This window comes from Caldimonas mangrovi (assembly GCF_023721835.1).
Lineage (GTDB): Bacteria > Pseudomonadota > Gammaproteobacteria > Burkholderiales > Burkholderiaceae_C > Caldimonas > Caldimonas mangrovi.
The window spans coordinates 348,162-362,459 of record NZ_JAMKFE010000004.1; the positions used below are offsets into that span (position 1 = coordinate 348,162).

The 14,298-nt window shown below is 68.3% G+C and carries 16 protein-coding genes; 10 read left to right on the plus strand and 6 right to left on the minus strand.

Going from position 1 to position 14,298, the window contains the following annotated elements; all coding sequences use genetic code 11:
• Positions 1 to 10: 10 nt before the first annotated feature.
• Entirely contained in the window at positions 11 to 427 is a 417-nt protein-coding gene (locus tag M8A51_RS09125; RefSeq protein WP_251777895.1) for a CopD family protein, read from the minus strand.
• Between the two features lie 414 nt (positions 428 to 841).
• Between M8A51_RS09125 and M8A51_RS09130 the strand changes: the two genes are divergently transcribed.
• On the plus strand, positions 842 to 2,875 hold the full coding sequence (locus tag M8A51_RS09130) for an NADPH-dependent 2,4-dienoyl-CoA reductase (protein WP_251777896.1): 2,034 nt from the start codon (positions 842 to 844) through the stop codon (positions 2,873 to 2,875).
• Positions 2,876 to 2,904: 29 nt separating this feature from the next.
• Here the strand turns inward: M8A51_RS09130 and M8A51_RS09135 are convergent, their stop codons facing one another.
• Complete coding sequence (locus tag M8A51_RS09135; RefSeq protein WP_251777897.1) at positions 2,905 to 3,303, minus strand: hypothetical protein; 399 nt, start codon at positions 3,301 to 3,303, stop codon at positions 2,905 to 2,907.
• Between the two features lie 127 nt (positions 3,304 to 3,430).
• The gene (locus M8A51_RS09140; RefSeq protein ID WP_251777898.1) at positions 3,431 to 4,147 is read right to left on the minus strand and encodes an alpha/beta hydrolase; all 717 of its coding nucleotides are present in this window, start codon (positions 4,145 to 4,147) and stop codon (positions 3,431 to 3,433) included.
• 130 nt (positions 4,148 to 4,277) lie between these two features.
• Between M8A51_RS09140 and wrbA the strand changes: the two genes are divergently transcribed.
• Both wrbA and hpaR read left to right on the plus strand, forming a co-directional pair.
• Positions 4,278 to 4,898, plus strand: a complete 621-nt coding sequence (gene wrbA / locus M8A51_RS09145) for an NAD(P)H:quinone oxidoreductase (RefSeq protein ID WP_251777899.1) — start codon at positions 4,278 to 4,280, stop codon at positions 4,896 to 4,898.
• Positions 4,899 to 4,981: 83 nt separating this feature from the next.
• Complete coding sequence (gene hpaR / locus M8A51_RS09150; RefSeq protein WP_251777900.1) at positions 4,982 to 5,470, plus strand: homoprotocatechuate degradation operon regulator HpaR; 489 nt, start codon at positions 4,982 to 4,984, stop codon at positions 5,468 to 5,470.
• 18 nt (positions 5,471 to 5,488) lie between these two features.
• Here hpaR and M8A51_RS09155 read toward each other — a convergent pair whose 3' ends face one another.
• Both M8A51_RS09155 and M8A51_RS09160 read right to left on the minus strand, forming a co-directional pair.
• Positions 5,489 to 6,358 carry a pirin family protein gene (locus M8A51_RS09155; protein WP_251777901.1) on the minus strand — a complete coding sequence of 290 codons (870 nt, stop codon included), beginning with the start codon at positions 6,356 to 6,358 and terminating at the stop codon, positions 5,489 to 5,491.
• Positions 6,359 to 6,386: 28 nt separating this feature from the next.
• Entirely contained in the window at positions 6,387 to 6,986 is a 600-nt protein-coding gene (locus M8A51_RS09160; protein ID WP_251777902.1) for an FMN-dependent NADH-azoreductase, read from the minus strand.
• Positions 6,987 to 7,095: 109 nt separating this feature from the next.
• Between M8A51_RS09160 and M8A51_RS09165 the strand changes: the two genes are divergently transcribed.
• Positions 7,096 to 8,007, plus strand: coding sequence for a LysR family transcriptional regulator (locus M8A51_RS09165; RefSeq protein ID WP_251777903.1), 912 nt, complete (start codon positions 7,096 to 7,098; stop codon positions 8,005 to 8,007).
• On the opposite strand, the gene M8A51_RS09170 is transcribed toward M8A51_RS09165, so the two are convergent.
• A complete protein-coding gene (locus tag M8A51_RS09170) occupies positions 8,000 to 8,680 on the minus strand; it encodes an ArsR/SmtB family transcription factor (RefSeq protein WP_251777904.1) in 681 nt (226 codons plus the stop codon). The two genes, M8A51_RS09165 and M8A51_RS09170, sit on opposite strands and share 8 nt — an antisense overlap.
• Positions 8,681 to 8,751: 71 nt before the next feature.
• Here M8A51_RS09170 and M8A51_RS09175 point away from each other — a divergent pair, with 71 nt between their 5' ends.
• The 6 genes from M8A51_RS09175 to M8A51_RS09200 all read left to right on the plus strand — a co-directional run bounded on the left by M8A51_RS09175 (position 8,752) and on the right by M8A51_RS09200 (position 14,026).
• Entirely contained in the window at positions 8,752 to 9,891 is a 1,140-nt protein-coding gene (locus M8A51_RS09175) for a cytochrome P450 (RefSeq protein ID WP_251777905.1), read from the plus strand.
• Entirely contained in the window at positions 9,888 to 10,232 is a 345-nt protein-coding gene (locus M8A51_RS09180; RefSeq protein WP_251777906.1) for an antibiotic biosynthesis monooxygenase family protein, read from the plus strand. The genes M8A51_RS09175 and M8A51_RS09180 overlap by 4 nt, the downstream gene beginning before the upstream one ends.
• A 99-nt stretch (positions 10,233 to 10,331) precedes the next feature.
• The gene (locus M8A51_RS09185) at positions 10,332 to 12,257 is read left to right on the plus strand and encodes a DNA/RNA non-specific endonuclease (RefSeq protein WP_251777907.1); all 1,926 of its coding nucleotides are present in this window, start codon (positions 10,332 to 10,334) and stop codon (positions 12,255 to 12,257) included.
• On the plus strand, positions 12,254 to 12,802 hold the full coding sequence (locus M8A51_RS09190; RefSeq protein WP_251777908.1) for a hypothetical protein: 549 nt from the start codon (positions 12,254 to 12,256) through the stop codon (positions 12,800 to 12,802). Before M8A51_RS09185 ends, M8A51_RS09190 begins: the two co-directional genes overlap by 4 nt.
• Positions 12,799 to 13,725 (plus strand): Kiwa anti-phage protein KwaB-like domain-containing protein, encoded by a 927-nt coding sequence (locus M8A51_RS09195; RefSeq protein ID WP_251777909.1) that lies wholly within the window; start codon positions 12,799 to 12,801, stop codon positions 13,723 to 13,725. Before M8A51_RS09190 ends, M8A51_RS09195 begins: the two co-directional genes overlap by 4 nt.
• Positions 13,726 to 13,774: 49 nt before the next feature.
• The gene (locus M8A51_RS09200) at positions 13,775 to 14,026 is read left to right on the plus strand and encodes a hypothetical protein (RefSeq protein ID WP_251777910.1); all 252 of its coding nucleotides are present in this window, start codon (positions 13,775 to 13,777) and stop codon (positions 14,024 to 14,026) included.
• Positions 14,027 to 14,298: the final 272 nt, after the last annotated feature.

The following is a 14,298-nucleotide window of genomic DNA, read 5'->3' on the forward strand; positions in this document are numbered from 1 at the left end:
GCCGGGGCTTTCAAAACGGCTTGGCCAACACCAGCCATGCGATTGCGCCGATCAACAGCAGTGACAGGCCGCCGACCATCGCGCAGGTGGCGCCGACAGGGCGGTGGCGGTCGTGTTCGACACGCAGCAGCAGCACGCCGCAGGCCGCATGGCACAGCACCAGGCCGCAGACCAGCGTCAGCTTCGCGAGCAGCCACACGGCGAGCGTCTGATCGACCACGAACACCGCGGTGCCGGACGCGATCGCCAGCAGGGCTGCCGGTGTCGCGACGATCGTGAACAGCGTGCGCGCCATCTGATCGTGCGGAGAAAGGAACAACTCGCCTTCGCTGCGCGCGGAGCCTGCGGCAATGGCTGCGGGCAGGTACAGCAGCGAGCCGCACCAGACGATCAACGCTGCAATGTGCAGCAGCTTGAGCCAGGGCATCGAGGATCGACGGCGCTTCAGCGCCCCGCGTTCCGGTGCGCCAGGGAGAGGGTCCGGCAGACGACACGACGGCAAGGCAGGGGGCGGTTCATCCAGGGACTCCGGTAAGACAACAAACGGAAACGGGCGTCGATCACCTGCCCGCGCCGCCGAGCGCGCGGGCGCCGGACCTCCGGACGCGAACTGCCGCGGTGCGTCGCGGCGGCCTCGCTGGCCACAATCAAATGCCGTGCCTGACGCTGCTGCATCGAAAGAATGAGCGCGCCGTCGCCGCCTTGTAATTTTTGCCAACCCGCTTGCCGGGCCGCCGCGGCGGCTGATCACCGGAGCTCACGGCGGCGCGTCAGAAAGTACACCCGATGCAAAAATACGAACGATCGTTCGATAATTGCCGGCACATCCAAGGAGAACCGCTTGAGCCGCTACCCGCACTTGCTCGCGCCGCTGGACCTCGGCTTCACCACGCTGAAGAACCGGGTGTTGATGGGCTCCATGCACACCGGCCTCGAGGATGGCGACCAGTTCGACAAGCTCGCCGCCTACTTCGTGGAGCGCGCACGCGGCGGTGTCGGGCTGATGGTGACCGGCGGCTTCGCGCCGAACATCGAAGGCTGGGCCAAGCCCTTCGCCGGCCGGCTGGCGACACACGGTGCGGCACGCCGCCACCGGCGCGTGACCGACGCGGTGCATGCCGAGGGCGGCAAGATCGCGCTGCAGATCCTGCACACCGGGCGTTATGCCTACCACCCGCTGGCGGTGGCACCGTCACGGCTGAAGTCGCCGATCTCGCCGTTCACGCCGCGCGAGCTCGGTGCACGCGGCGTCGAACGACAGATCCGCGCTTTCGTGCGCTGTGCGGTGCTGGCGCGCGAGGCCGGCTACGACGGCGTCGAGATCATGGGCTCCGAGGGCTACTTCATCAACCAGTTCCTGGTGCAGGCCACCAACCATCGCAAGGATGCATGGGGCGGGCCGTACGAAAACCGCATGCGCCTGCCGCTCGAGATCGTGCAGCGCACGCGCGAGGCGGTGGGCCCGGATTTCATCCTGATCTACCGGCTGTCGATGATCGACCTCGTGCCCGGCGGCAGTTCGTGGGACGAAGTGGTGCAGCTTGCGAAGGCAGTCGAGCGTGCCGGCGCCACCATCATCAACACCGGCATCGGCTGGCACGAGGCGCGCGTACCGACCATCGCGACCAGCGTGCCACGAGGCGCCTTCGCGTGGTTGACCCGAAAGATGAAGGGCGAGGTCGGCATCCCGCTGGTGACGTCGAACCGGATCAACACGCCCGAGGTCGCCGAAGCGATCCTCGCCGAAGGCAGCGCTGACATGGTCTCGATGGCGCGCCCGCTGCTGGCGGATGCGGAATTCGTGAAAAAGGCGGCCGAAGGCCGCGCCGACGAGATCAACACCTGCATCGCCTGCAACCAGGCCTGCCTCGACCACATCTTCGTCAACAAGCTCACCAGTTGCCTGGTCAACCCCAGGGCCTGCCACGAGACCGAGCTGGTGATACGCCCGCCGGTGCGCCGCAGGCGTTTCGCGGTGGTCGGCGCCGGCCCGGCCGGCCTGGCCGCCGCGACCACCCTGGCCGAGCGCGGCCACCACGTCGACCTGTTCGAGGCGCACGGAGAGATCGGCGGCCAGCTCAACATGGCGAAGGCGGTACCGGGCAAGGAGGAGTTCCATGAAATGCTGCGCTACTTCCGCCGCCGCGTCGAACTGACCGGCGTGCATCTGCACCTTGGGCAGCGCGTGGACGCGGTGGCCCTGCGCGCGGGCGGCTACGACGAGGTGATCGCGGCCACCGGCGTCTTGCCGCGCGACCCGCGCATTCCCGGGCAGGAGCACCCCAAGGTGCTGAGTTACATCGATGTGCTGCGGCACCGCAAACCCGTGGGCCCCCGTGTGGCGGTCGTCGGCGCCGGCGGCATCGGCTTCGACATCGCCGAATTCCTGGTGCATGAGGGGCATTCGCCGGCGCTGCACCTCGACGAATGGCGGGCGGAGTGGGGCGTGGGGGACCCCGCGCAAGCGCGCGGTGGCATCGAAGGGGTGCGGCCGCAGGTGCCGCCACCGGCGCGCGAGGTCTACCTGCTGCAGCGCAGGTCAGGCAAGCTCGGCGGACGGCTGGGCAAGACCACCGGCTGGATCCACCGCACCACGCTGAAGCACAAGCAGGTGCGCATGATGGGCGGGGTCAACTACGAGCGCATCGACGACCGGGGTCTGCTGATCAGCCACGGCGAGCAGCGCGAGGAGCCGACCTGGCTGCAGGTCGACCACGTGGTGTTGTGCGCCGGCCAGGAGCCGCTGCGCGAACTGGTGGAGCCGCTGAGCGCGGCCGGGGTCAAGGTGCACCTGATCGGCGGAGCGCACGAGGCCGCCGAACTGGATGCCAAGCGTGCGATCGACCAGGGGGTACGGCTGGGCGCCGCCTTGTGACGGCGCCCGCCGCTACTGCAGACATCGCCTTACTGCATCGAATCCTGCGCCTGATCCTGGTTGGCCCAGCTGTCAGCCTGGTAGGTCGGTTCGGCTTCCGGGAAGGTCGACACCTCGCCGTCACCCGCGATGCCGCCGAATGACGAGCCCGTCGATCCGGCAGGATGCAGCGCCTGATCGCGCTTGCGTTCCACGCCATTGGTGGCGTCGCTCATGCTGGACTCGTACGTTTGCGACTGCGACCCGCTCATCGCCGGGTCGGACGCCGTGCTGCCGGCGCCATAGTCGGAACTGCGGGGAGTCACCTCGCCTTGGCCTGCGCCGCCGCCGAGCTGCGAGCCCGTTTCGGGGCTCGGGGCACTCTGGGCATACACGCCCGCCGCCATCAACGCCGCTGCCACACCGCTCAACAGTTGCTTCGCGTTCATCATCGTTTCCTTTGCTCCGGGGTTGAACACGACTACAGGTTAGTGAACTGGTGTGCGCGAGACTGTCTCCCGATGGGCGTGCCTGCCGTAGTCCGTTTCCTACGTGTAGCGCCTGCACGCATAAGCTTCAGCGTGCGTAGGCCAGCACGGCGCGCTGCGCCACCCACTGCGCGAAATCGTCGGCCATGGGGGCCGAGATTTCGTGCCCTCCGGGGTAGTCGCGGTACAGCAATTGCACTCGGTGCTCCGCCATGGTGTGCATCGCGTCCACCGCGTAGTCGGACGGGATCACGCCGTCGGCGCCGCCATGCGCCAGAAAGGCCTGCAAATGGCACAACTGGTGGTCGGGCGCCAACTGCCATTTCACCTGCGACAGGATGCGGCCGCACAGCACACCGATGGCTGCGACCTTGTCGGGCCGGGTCAGGCCGACGCTCGCGCTGATGACGGCCCCTTGGCTGAAACCGGCGACGTAGACCTGGCGCGGGTCGAAGGGGTGGGCCTGCCGCAACGCATCGATGAAGTGCAGCACCTGCACGCGTGCCGCCTCCGCTTCGAGCGTATTGGCCCGGGCGCCGTCCTCGCTCACCTGTACCGTGTACCAGGCATGGCCGCCTTGCGGCCCGGCGAGCGGGCCTCGCGGCAAGGCGACGTGCAGGTCCGCCGGCAGGCGCTCGATCAGTGGCGCGAGGCTGCTTTCATCGCCGCCGACGCCGTGCAGCAGCACCAGCAGCGGGCGCCGGGTGTCGCCCGCTTGCGCGGGCCGGAAGCGGTAGGGCAGCGGAATGTGCTCGGACTCGAGCACGCTGCTGAGCCCGTGCATCGCGGGTATCGGTTCTGTCATGGCATCTCCTGTTCGGCGCAGCACCGATGATGCCTCGGTCTCCAACACCGATACCCCTGCTTGCAGCAGCGTCGAGGCCGGGCTCCTAGGATGGCCGGCAGCACCTTTGTCCAACCAGCCGGGAGTTCTCATGAGCGTCAAGGTACACGTCGTGTTCTACAGCATGTACGGCCACATCTACCGCATGGCCGAAGCGGTCGCCGAAGGGGCCCGGTCGGTGGCCGGCGCCGACGTGAAGCTGTGGCAGGTGCCCGAACTCGTGCCGGACGAGGTGCTCGAGAAGAGCGGTGCGAAGGCCGCGCGCGCCGCGTTCGCCCAAGTGCCCGTGATCGCGCCCGATCGGTTGCCCGAGGCCGATGTCATCCTGTTCGGAGCGCCGACCCGCTTCGGCAACATGTGCGCGCAGATGCGAAACTTCCTCGACCAGACCGGCGGTCTGTGGGCCAAGGGTGCCTTGATCGGCAAGGTCGGCAGTGTCTTCACGAGCACGGCAACTCAGCACGGCGGGCAGGAGTCGACCTTGCTGAGTTTCCACACGACGCTGCTGCACCAGGGCATGGTGGTGGTCGGCTTGCCGTATTCCGAGGCGCGCCAGATGACGTTGACCGAGATCACCGGCGGCTCGCCCTACGGCGCAACGACGATCACCGGTGGCGACGGCTCGCGCATGCCGAGCGACAACGAGCTCGCGATGGCCCGTTTCCAGGGCCGGCATGCGACGCAGATCGCGGCAAAGCTCAGCGCAGCGTAACTTGACGGGTCACCGCATTCGCGGCGCATGAAGTGCTCCTAGAATATCTGAAGCAATTGCTTCCAGATCGAAGGAGACACTTCATGCCGGCCACCATCCAGCACCGCAACCTGCCCCAGTCGCTGCTGCGGGCACGCGAAGCGGTGATGCGCTACTTTCGCCCCAACCTGAAGCTGGCGGGCGTGACGGAGCAGCAATGGCGGGTGATCCGTACGCTGTCGCAGGCTGGCGAAATGGAGATCGGTCAGATCGCCGACAGCTGCTGCATCCCGGGGCCCAGCCTGACGGGTGTGCTGGAGCGCATGGAGCGCGACGAACTGGTGCGGCGCTTTCGCATCTCGACCGACCAGCGCAAGGTGGTGGTCGAACTCACCGCCAAGAGCCGCAAGCTGGTCGAGAAAATGGCGGCGCGCATCGACGCACGCTACGACCTGATCGAATCGCACCTCGGGCCGCAGGCCCTGACCCAGCTGTTCGCGCTGCTCGACCAGGTCGCGGCGCTGCCGGACCCGACGCAGGAAGAGCCGGTCAAGCTGCCGATCGCGCGCAAGACCCGCGTCGCGGCGCGCTGACCGGCAGCGCAGCGGGCTTCAGGCCAATCGCCCCGCACGAAAGTCCTCCACGGCCTGGAAGATCTGCTCGTTGCTGTTCATCACGAACGGCCCGTACTGCGCGATCGGTTCGTTGAGCGGTTGCCCGGCGATCAGCAGTGCGCGCGCCGGCTGCTGCGCCTGGAGGTGGACGCCGTCGGTGTCGGGCCGGTTGGCGAGGATGGCCATGCGCTGGGCCGGCACGGTGGCATCGCCCACCTGCAATTCGCCGTCGTAGACATAGACGAAGGCATTGTGTCCGGCCGGCAGGGCTTGCGCGAAACCACTGCTCGCCGCGAAGTGCAGGTCGAGGTACAGCGGCTCGGTGTGCTCGCGCTGCACCGCACCTGCCACGCCGTGGCTGTGGCCGGCGATCACGCGTGCCGTCACGCCTTCAGAGGTCGTGAACTGCGGAATCTCGGCACTCTGGAAGTCGCGGTACCACGGCTTGCACAGCTTGTCCTTCGCCGGCAGGTTCAGCCACAACTGGAAGCCTTCCATCAGGCCACCTTCCTGTTCCGGCATCTCCGAGTGGATGACGCCGCGGCCGGCGGTCATCCACTGCACGCCGCCGTTGCTCAGCAGGCCTTCGTGGCCGGCGCTGTCGCGGTGGCGCATGCGCCCGGCGATCATGTAGGTGACGGTCTCGAAGCCGCGGTGCGGGTGGTCGGGGAAGCCCGCACCGTAGTCGTCCGGATCGTCGCTGCGGAAGCTGTCGAGCATCAGGAACGGGTCCAGCCGGCGCTGCAGCGGCTGCGTCAGCACGCGCGTCAGCTTCACGCCGGCGCCGTCGGAGGTGGCGATGCCGTGCACCAGCCGCTCGACGCTGCGCGGGCGGGTGACGGTGTCGGAAACGAGGGCGGTCGACATGAAAACCCCTTTCGAGTGTGTTGTGGCCTCAGGCCAATGCGGTTTCGATCGCTTGTTCGGCGGCGTCCAGGCCTTCACGCTCGGCCTGCGGTCCCATGGCCAGGCCCTCGGCATAGAAGAATTGAACGTCAGTCATGCCCAGGAACGCCAGCACGGTGCGCAGGTACGGCACCTGGCTGTCGGCCGGCGTGTCACGGTAGCGCCCGCCGCGCGTCAGCGCCACGTAGACCTTCTTGCCGGTCAGCAGGCCTTGCGGGCCGGTTTCGGTGTAGCGGAAGGTGACACGAGCCCGCGAAATCGCGTCGATCCAGTTCTTCAACTGGGTCGAGATGCCGAAGTTGTACATCGGCACGCCCAGCGCCACCACGTCGGCGGCCTGGATCTCGGCGATCAGCGCGTCGTCGAGCGCGACACGCGCTGCCTGGGGCGCAGTGCGCTGCGCCGGGTCGGTGAACAGGGCCTGCAGCGCGGCTTCGTCCAGCGCGGGGTGCGGGGTCGACGCCAGGTCGCGCAGCGTGACGCTCGCGTCCGGATGTGCGGCACGCAGCCGTTCGACGATGCGCTGCGTCAGGCGAGCCGATTGAGAGCCTTCGACGCGGGCGCTGGAGTTCACTTGCAGGATGTTCATCTCGGGTCCTTTCAGGGGGGTGGAGGCGATGAGATGAACTGTATTGGGACCAACCTGATGCAAAAAGCGGGTTCATTGGATAACATTGTTCCGCAGAAGGAACAATTCCATGGACATCGATCCCAACGACCTGCTGCTTTTCGCCCGTGTGGCGGACACCGGCAGTTTCACCCGCGCGGCGGCCCGCGTCGGCCTGCCTAAGAGCACCGTGTCGCGCCGCATCTCGGCGCTGGAACGGCACCTCGGCGAGCGGCTGCTGACACGCACGACGCGCAAGCTCAGCCTCACCGACTTTGGCTTCGCGCTGCTCGACCATGCACGTCAGGTGGCGGCCGAAGTCGACGCCGCTGCTTCACTCGTGCTGCACCGGCAGGCGCAGCCCAGCGGCAGGCTGCGGGTGTCGATGCCGGGCGATTTCGCCGGGCTGGACCTGGCGCGCTTCATCGCCGACTTCATGCTGCGCTACCCGGCGATCTCGCTCGACATCGATTTATCGGCCCGGCGCGTCGACATCATCGGCGAGAACTTCGACCTCGCGATCCGCATGGGCGACATGCCGGACGACGCGACCCTGGTCGCGCGCCGGCTGTTCACGCACACGTGGGGCCTGTATGCGGCGCCGACCTACCTGGCGTTGCACGGCACGCCGAAGCAGCCCGACGACCTGCTGCATCACGCCGGGCTGCCGCTGCGCTCGCGCACCGGCGAGCCGGTGCCGTGGCTGCTGCTGCAGGGCGAGACGCGCTGGCAGGGGCTGGCGCCGCCGCGGGCCGCGGCCAACTCGCCCGAGCTGCTGGTGCGGCTGGCCCTGGAAGGCGCCGGCATTGCCGCGGCACCCGACTTGGTGGCCGCCCAAGCCGAGCGCTCGGGGCATCTGGTGCGGGTGCTGCCGCAATGGTGCCTGCCCGAATCGCCTGCATGGGCGGTGCTGCCCGGCCGGCGGCTGATGCCGGCGAGGACGCGGGTGTTCCTCGAAATGCTCGACCGGCTGATCGAGCAGCGTCAACCGGGGTTCAGCTGACGATGTCCAGCGCCTGCAGCCATTCGCGCCGCCCCTTGGGCGTGACCTGCAGCCCACGCCCGTCCAGGTCCTGCTGCAGCCACTTGCGCTTCAGCGCATTGCCGAGCAGCGCCGCACCGAGCGCGCCGCCCAGGTGGGGGCGACGCTCGCTCCAGTCCAGGCAGTCGCAGGCGAACTTGCGGCGCAGCTTGCGGGTGGCGTCGACGTCGATGCCCCAGCCGGACAGAGTCGCTTCGCCTTCGCCGCTGAGGCGGTATTCACCGTCCGCCGCCTTCAGCCAGCGCTGCCGGCGCATCTGCTCGAACAGCGCGACGGCCAGTTCGCCGGCCATGTGGTCGTAGCAGGTGCGCGCCGAGCGCAAGGGCGCCGGTGTGGTGGGGCGAAAGCGCGTGCCCGAGACGCCGGCCACCACCAGCAGTGCTTCCAGCGCACGCGCCACGTCGGCGTTGGTGAGTCGGTAATAGCGATGCTTGCCTTGCGGCACGCAGTCGACGAGTTGCTGCTTGGTCAGCCGTGCCAGGTGAGCGCTGGCGGTGGAGGCCGACACCTCGGCCACGGCGGAAAGTTCGGTGGCCGTGCGCGCCCGCCCGTCGAGCAAGGTGCAGAGCATGCGCGCGCGCGCCGGCTCCGCGATGGCGGCGGCGACGGCGGCCATGCCGGTATCTGCATCCATATTTCGTTCTCCAGCGAAGCGTCGGCGCGAAAGCGTAGCAGACTGCGGGCATCGCTGACCACGAGCCCCGCATGAACGACATTTCCGACCCGGTGCAGGCCGCCACCGCGCCTGACCCCTATCCCTACTACACCGCCCTGCGCGCCGCAGGCCCGCTGTACTACGACGAGCGCTTGAAGCTGTGGGTGGCCGCCGGCTCCGCGGCTGTCTGCGCGGTGCTTCAGCATCCGGCGCTGTTCGTCCGGCCCGCGGCCGAACCGGTGCCGCGCGCAATCGCCGACACTGCGGCCGGCGCCGTGTTCGGCGGGTTGGCACGCATGAACGACGGCGCCGCGCACCAGGCGGCACGCAGGGCGCTGCAGGGCCGTCTGGCCGAGATCGACACGCTCCGCCTGACGCAGTGCACGCGTGAGCACGCGGCGCGTTGCCGGCCGGCCAATGCCCCGGCGCTCGATGCATGGGTGGTGCAGGTGCCGTTGCTGGCCATGGCCGAATCGCTGGGCGTTCCGCAGCCGGTACGCCAGGAGGTGGTGGCGCTGGTGCAGGACTTCGTCGCCTGCCTGTCGCCGTTGAGTTCCCCGCAACGCCTGGCCCTGGCGGCCGAAGCCGCGCAGGCGCTCGTCGAACGCTTCGGCGCCGGCATCGGGTCGTGGGCCGGCCAGGTGCCCGGCGGCTTGCCGGCCGGGGTGTGGGTCGCCAACCTCGTCGGGCTGCTGTCGCAGACCTGCGACGCCACGGCCGGGCTGCTGGGCAATGCCGTCGTGGCCCTGGCCCGCGAGCCCGGAGCATGGGCCGCGGTGTCGGCCGAGCCTGCGCTGCTGCGCGATGTGGTCGACGAGGTGGCACGCCACGACCCCGCGATCCAGAACACGCGCCGCTACGCCCATGCACAAGGCGCCGAGATCCTCGGCCGGCACATCGAGCCGGGCCAGGCGGTGCTGGTGCTGCTCGCTGCTGCCAACCGGGACGCTGCAGTCAACCCGCAACCGGACGCCTTCCAACTGGGCCGCATCGGGCGTCGCCATCACGGCTTCGGCGCCGGTGTGCACCAGTGCCCCGGCCAGGCGCTCGCGGCTGCAATCGCCGAATCGGCGCTCTGCGCGCTTACGCAAGCCGACATCGACGCGGCCCGCGGCTTTCTGCGTCGCCCGGTCTATCGTGCGTCCGTCAATGCACGCGTCCCGCAATTTCACCCCCAGGAGACCCCATGATCGCCATCATCTTCGAGGTCTGGCCGCAGGACGGCCGCCGCGAGCACTACCTCAACATCGCCGCCAAGCTGCGCAGCGAGCTGGAGCAGGTCGACGGCTTCATCTCGGTCGAACGCTACGAGAGCCTGACCGAACCCGGCAAGCTGCTGTCGCTGTCGTTCTTCCGTGACGAGGCGGCGGTCGAACAGTGGCGCCGGCTGGAAGCGCACCGTGCGGCGCAGGCCGCCGGGCGGGGCGGCGTCTTCCGCGACTACCGTCTGCGTGTCGCGTCGGTGATGCGCGACTATGGCCTCCACGAGCGGGACCAGGCGCCTGAGGACAGCCGTTTACACCATCGCTGAGCGCGCCCCTGTTACCGGGTGAAAAGGCATGCGCCGGGCCTGCGCACGGACCCGGCTTGGCGCTACGCTGCGAGCGTCGTGACCGCCCGATCTTCCCGCATGCCGACCGACAGCGAACTCGAACGCAGCGCCCGCCGGCGCACGATGCATTCCATCCTGCTCGACAAGGAGCTGCGCTGCGAGCTGCAACGGCGCGCCGCCGACAACGAGCTCGGCAGCCAATGGGACGTCGACACCCGCACGCTCGCATCGCTGCTCGACCAGCCGCCCGAGGGCGACCTGTTCGACAGCCGGCCGCTGTCCGAAGCCATCGTGCGGGCGCAAGCACGGCCGGTGCTGCTGGTCGAGAACCACCGCGTCACCTTGCCGTCGTCCCATGTGCTGTCCAGACGCATCGCGAAACACGCGCCGACCTTCGAGCCGGCGCTGCGCTCCGTCGGGCGCGTCGAGCTGGTGGGCCACCCGGAGCTCGACTGGGTGGGCACCGGCTGGATGATCGAAGAGAACGTGGTGGTGACCAACCGGCACGTGGCCGACGAATTCGCGCGACGCGACGCCACCGGCCTGGCCTATGTCTTCATCCGCAACCAGGCGGGCGCCGAGGTGCTGCCGCGCATCGACTTCCACGAGGAGTACCGCTCGGTCGTCGCGGCAGAGTTCCGCATCGACCGGGTGCTGTACGTCGCGCCCCACGGCGAAGGCGCGCCGGACGTCGCCCTTCTGAGCGTGGTGCCGGGTGAAGCGGGTGCGGCGCTGCCGGCACCGATTCAACCGGTCACTTCGGTCGTGAAGGCGCTGCGCAAGGGCCGCTTCGTCGCGGTGGTCGGCTACCCGGCGCGCGACAGCCGCAGCGACTCGCGCCTGATGGACCGCATCTTCGGCGACATCTACGACGTCAAGCGCTTTGCGCCAGGCGAAGTCATGACGGCGCAACGCGACAACTGGTTCTTCGAGCACGATGCGACCACGCTCGGCGGCAACTCCGGCAGCGTGATCCTCGACCTGGAAACCGGTCGCGCGCTCGGCCTGCACTACGCCGGCGCGCACCGCAAGGCCAACTATGCGGTGCGCGTCGACACGGTGCTGGAGATGTTGCACATGGCCCGCGGCCGCACGCTGGTGCCCGGTGCGCAGCCCCGGCTTTCGCTGCAGGAAAAACAGCGGCCGCGCAAAAGCTACACCGCCACCGGCTACGACGAGCGCTTTCTCGGCGTGCGCGTGCCACTGCCGAAGACGGCAAAGGACGACGACCTGCTCGTCGTCAGCGACGCGAAGGATACGACGCGGCTCGACTACACCCATTTCAGCGTGCGCATGAGCTCCTCGCGCCGGCTGCCGGCCGTGACCGCCGTCAACATCGATGGCAGCTCGCGGCGGAAGATCTCGCGCAAGGGGCAGGTGTGGTTCTTCGACGCGCGCATCCCGCGCGAGCGGCAGGTGGGCGGCGAGTTCTACGGCCCCACCGGCTTCGACCGCGGGCACATGGTGCGGCGCGAAGACCCGGTGTGGGGCAGCCCCGAGGAAGCCGCGCGTGCCAACGAAGACACCTTCCACTACACCAACGCGGCACCGCAGCACCCGGGCCTGAACCAGCGCGAATGGCTGGAACTGGAAGACTACGTGCTTGACAACGCCGATGCGCAGGACCTGAAGGTCAGCGTCTTCACCGGCCCGGTGTTCGCGCCGGCCGATCCGGTGGTGCGCGGCGTGCAGGTGCCCATGCGCTTCTGGAAGGTCGCGGTGCTGGTCGAGGCCGACACGCAGCAACTCGCCTGCGCCGCCTACCTGTTGTCGCAGGAGACCATGGTGGCCGAAGCCTTCCATTATGGCCGCTTCAAGACCTTCCAGGTGCCTCTGGTGCAGGTGGAAAAGCTGGCCGGCCTGCACTTCGGCAAGGCACTGCGCGACGCCGACCGCTATGCCGACCGCATCGGCCCCGAGCGCGTGCCGCGCTGGCTGCCCGGCATCGAGATCCGTCGCCCCGAAGACGTGCGCTTCCCGCGCCGCAAACGCCGATCGTCATGAAACTGCGCCTGTGGCCTTCGCTGCTGATCTTCGCGAGTTCGTACTTCCCGCTCGCGGTGATCGTCATCGTCAAGGACCTCGACGCCCACACCGGCTTCCCGCAACACCCGGTGTTCGCAGGGGCCATCGCCGTCAGCGCCATCGTGTGCCTGCTTGCGCTCGCGCTGGTGGTGCGCACCATCCCCGACGGCCTGCCGGTGCTTGTCACCAAGGTCAGCAACAAGTCGGGCGAGCTGTTCGCCTACACCGTGCCCTACATGATCTCGTTCTACAACTTCAACCTCGGCGACTGGCGCACGCTGCTGTGCCTGGGCCTGTTCCTCGCCATGATGTTCTCGCTGGCCTACCGCACGCGCAGCATCCTGGTGAACCCCATCCTCGGGCTGGTCGGCTACGGGTTGTACGACAGCAGCTTCAAGGAAGGTACGCACGAGCGGCAGGGGCTGCTGCTGTCGCGCGACGAGTTCCGCCCGGGCGACCGCTGCCACGTCACGCGGCTGTCGAACTTCCTGTACTTCGTGACCCGGGTGGAGCGCGAGCCATGAAGGACGACGCGCCGCTGCGCACATTGCAGCAAGCCGACTGGGCCAGCGCCAGCGTGAGCCTGTGGATCGTCAAGCGCCGGCTGGCCGAGCGCCGCGCACGCTACGAGGTGCTGGGCGTTGACATCGACGTGCGCCTGCAGCAGCGCCTGCACCGCGAGGTCGCCGAGCTGGTGGCTCAGCCGAAACGCATGGCGGCTTACGAGTTCGTCTCCGAGGACCAGGACGACACCGTGTTGACATTGGCCATCGACGAGACCGATTTCCCGCTGATCGAGACGCAGATCGACAAGGGCCTGGACGCGCCGCGCGCGAAAGCCATCGACGACCTGCTGAACTCGTGGTGCTACGTGGTGCGGCTGCAGCGCAAGGAAAGCCGTGTGCACGCGGTGAAGAAGACCGCCGCACAAAGCAGCACGCGCCGGGTCAGGGGGCTGCGCAACCTGCTGTGGGAAGACCACATGCTGATCGACCTTGACGAGCGGCAGGTCTTCACGCTCGCCAGCGGCTTCGATTTCTTCGCTCACGGCGGCACGCTGTTCATCTGCAACAAGCGTCAGTTCGAAAGCGCACTGAACTTCCGGCTCGGCATGGAAAGGGTGCGCGACGCCGTGCTGCAGGAGTTCGAAGAGGCCGGCATCTTCGTCGACGTGGCACCGCTGCGCGACGCGGTGGGCACCAGCCTGCCGCGGCTGCGGCGCGTCTCGGCCCTCGACCGCAACGGCTACTACCGCGACCGCCGCTTTATGCAGCGGCTGCTCGAACTGAACGACAAGGAGGGCTGGGGCCTGAACGTGCAGGGTGGCCGCATCGTCGTCGACGAGGGCAATGTCGACACGGTGTTGCTGCTGCTCAACAACGGGCGCCTGCGCTCGCCGGTCAACCAGGAAACCTTCGACGCGCTCGTCAAGAAAAAAGTCGAGTGACGTAACGGGCACGCAGCTTGCACCGATCCTGCTGCAAAGGAGCTCCGTCATGAAGCAAAGCCAGACATCGAAACCCCACGATCAGCCCCGCGACGCCGCCGGTGCGCAAGGCGCCAAGAGCGTCAAGGACCAGGAAGGGGTGCCGACCTACCAGGAACTGCTCGACGAGGCTCTCGACGAGACGTTTCCCGCCAGCGACCCGATCTCGCCGTCGGCCGCCGAACGCGCCGAGCGGGAGGTGTCCACGCCCAAGGACGAGAAGGACTGGAAGCTCAAGCCGGAAGACCCCGGCAAGCACTGACCGGCCTCACGGCTGTTACGGCTGCTTGCGAGCGGCCGGCCCCATCGAACGCGCGTGCCGCATGGAGCGGGCGCGCGTTTGCAGTTTCTGCAGCAGTTCCTTACTAAAACCGTGTGACAGGCGTCGCATGATCTGTCGCGGGTGGGGACCCAGGCAAACCGGAAATGCCGCGTGTCCCATGGATGTCGCCTCGAACTCACGGAGAAAAGACAGGGGGGGCACAAGCCATGCAGGAGTTCAAGGGAGTCCGGGCCCGAGGGGCCGGAGCTTAC

Coding starts and splice junctions, on each gene's coding strand:
- M8A51_RS09140 (WP_251777898.1), bottom strand. CDS start 4,147: ATGACAGAACCGATACCCGCGATGCACGGGCTCAGCAGCGTGCTCGAG.
- M8A51_RS09195 (WP_251777909.1), top strand. CDS start 12,799: ATGAAGGACGACGCGCCGCTGCGCACATTGCAGCAAGCCGACTGGGCC.
- M8A51_RS09165 (WP_251777903.1), top strand. CDS start 7,096: ATGGACATCGATCCCAACGACCTGCTGCTTTTCGCCCGTGTGGCGGAC.
- M8A51_RS09185 (WP_251777907.1), top strand. CDS start 10,332: ATGCCGACCGACAGCGAACTCGAACGCAGCGCCCGCCGGCGCACGATG.
- M8A51_RS09160 (WP_251777902.1), bottom strand. CDS start 6,986: ATGAACATCCTGCAAGTGAACTCCAGCGCCCGCGTCGAAGGCTCTCAA.
- wrbA (WP_251777899.1), top strand. CDS start 4,278: ATGAGCGTCAAGGTACACGTCGTGTTCTACAGCATGTACGGCCACATC.
- M8A51_RS09135 (WP_251777897.1), bottom strand. CDS start 3,303: ATGAACGCGAAGCAACTGTTGAGCGGTGTGGCAGCGGCGTTGATGGCG.
- M8A51_RS09170 (WP_251777904.1), bottom strand. CDS start 8,680: ATGGATGCAGATACCGGCATGGCCGCCGTCGCCGCCGCCATCGCGGAG.
- M8A51_RS09125 (WP_251777895.1), bottom strand. CDS start 427: ATGCCCTGGCTCAAGCTGCTGCACATTGCAGCGTTGATCGTCTGGTGC.
- hpaR (WP_251777900.1), top strand. CDS start 4,982: ATGCCGGCCACCATCCAGCACCGCAACCTGCCCCAGTCGCTGCTGCGG.
- M8A51_RS09200 (WP_251777910.1), top strand. CDS start 13,775: ATGAAGCAAAGCCAGACATCGAAACCCCACGATCAGCCCCGCGACGCC.
- M8A51_RS09190 (WP_251777908.1), top strand. CDS start 12,254: ATGAAACTGCGCCTGTGGCCTTCGCTGCTGATCTTCGCGAGTTCGTAC.
- M8A51_RS09155 (WP_251777901.1), bottom strand. CDS start 6,358: ATGTCGACCGCCCTCGTTTCCGACACCGTCACCCGCCCGCGCAGCGTC.
- M8A51_RS09180 (WP_251777906.1), top strand. CDS start 9,888: ATGATCGCCATCATCTTCGAGGTCTGGCCGCAGGACGGCCGCCGCGAG.
- M8A51_RS09175 (WP_251777905.1), top strand. CDS start 8,752: ATGAACGACATTTCCGACCCGGTGCAGGCCGCCACCGCGCCTGACCCC.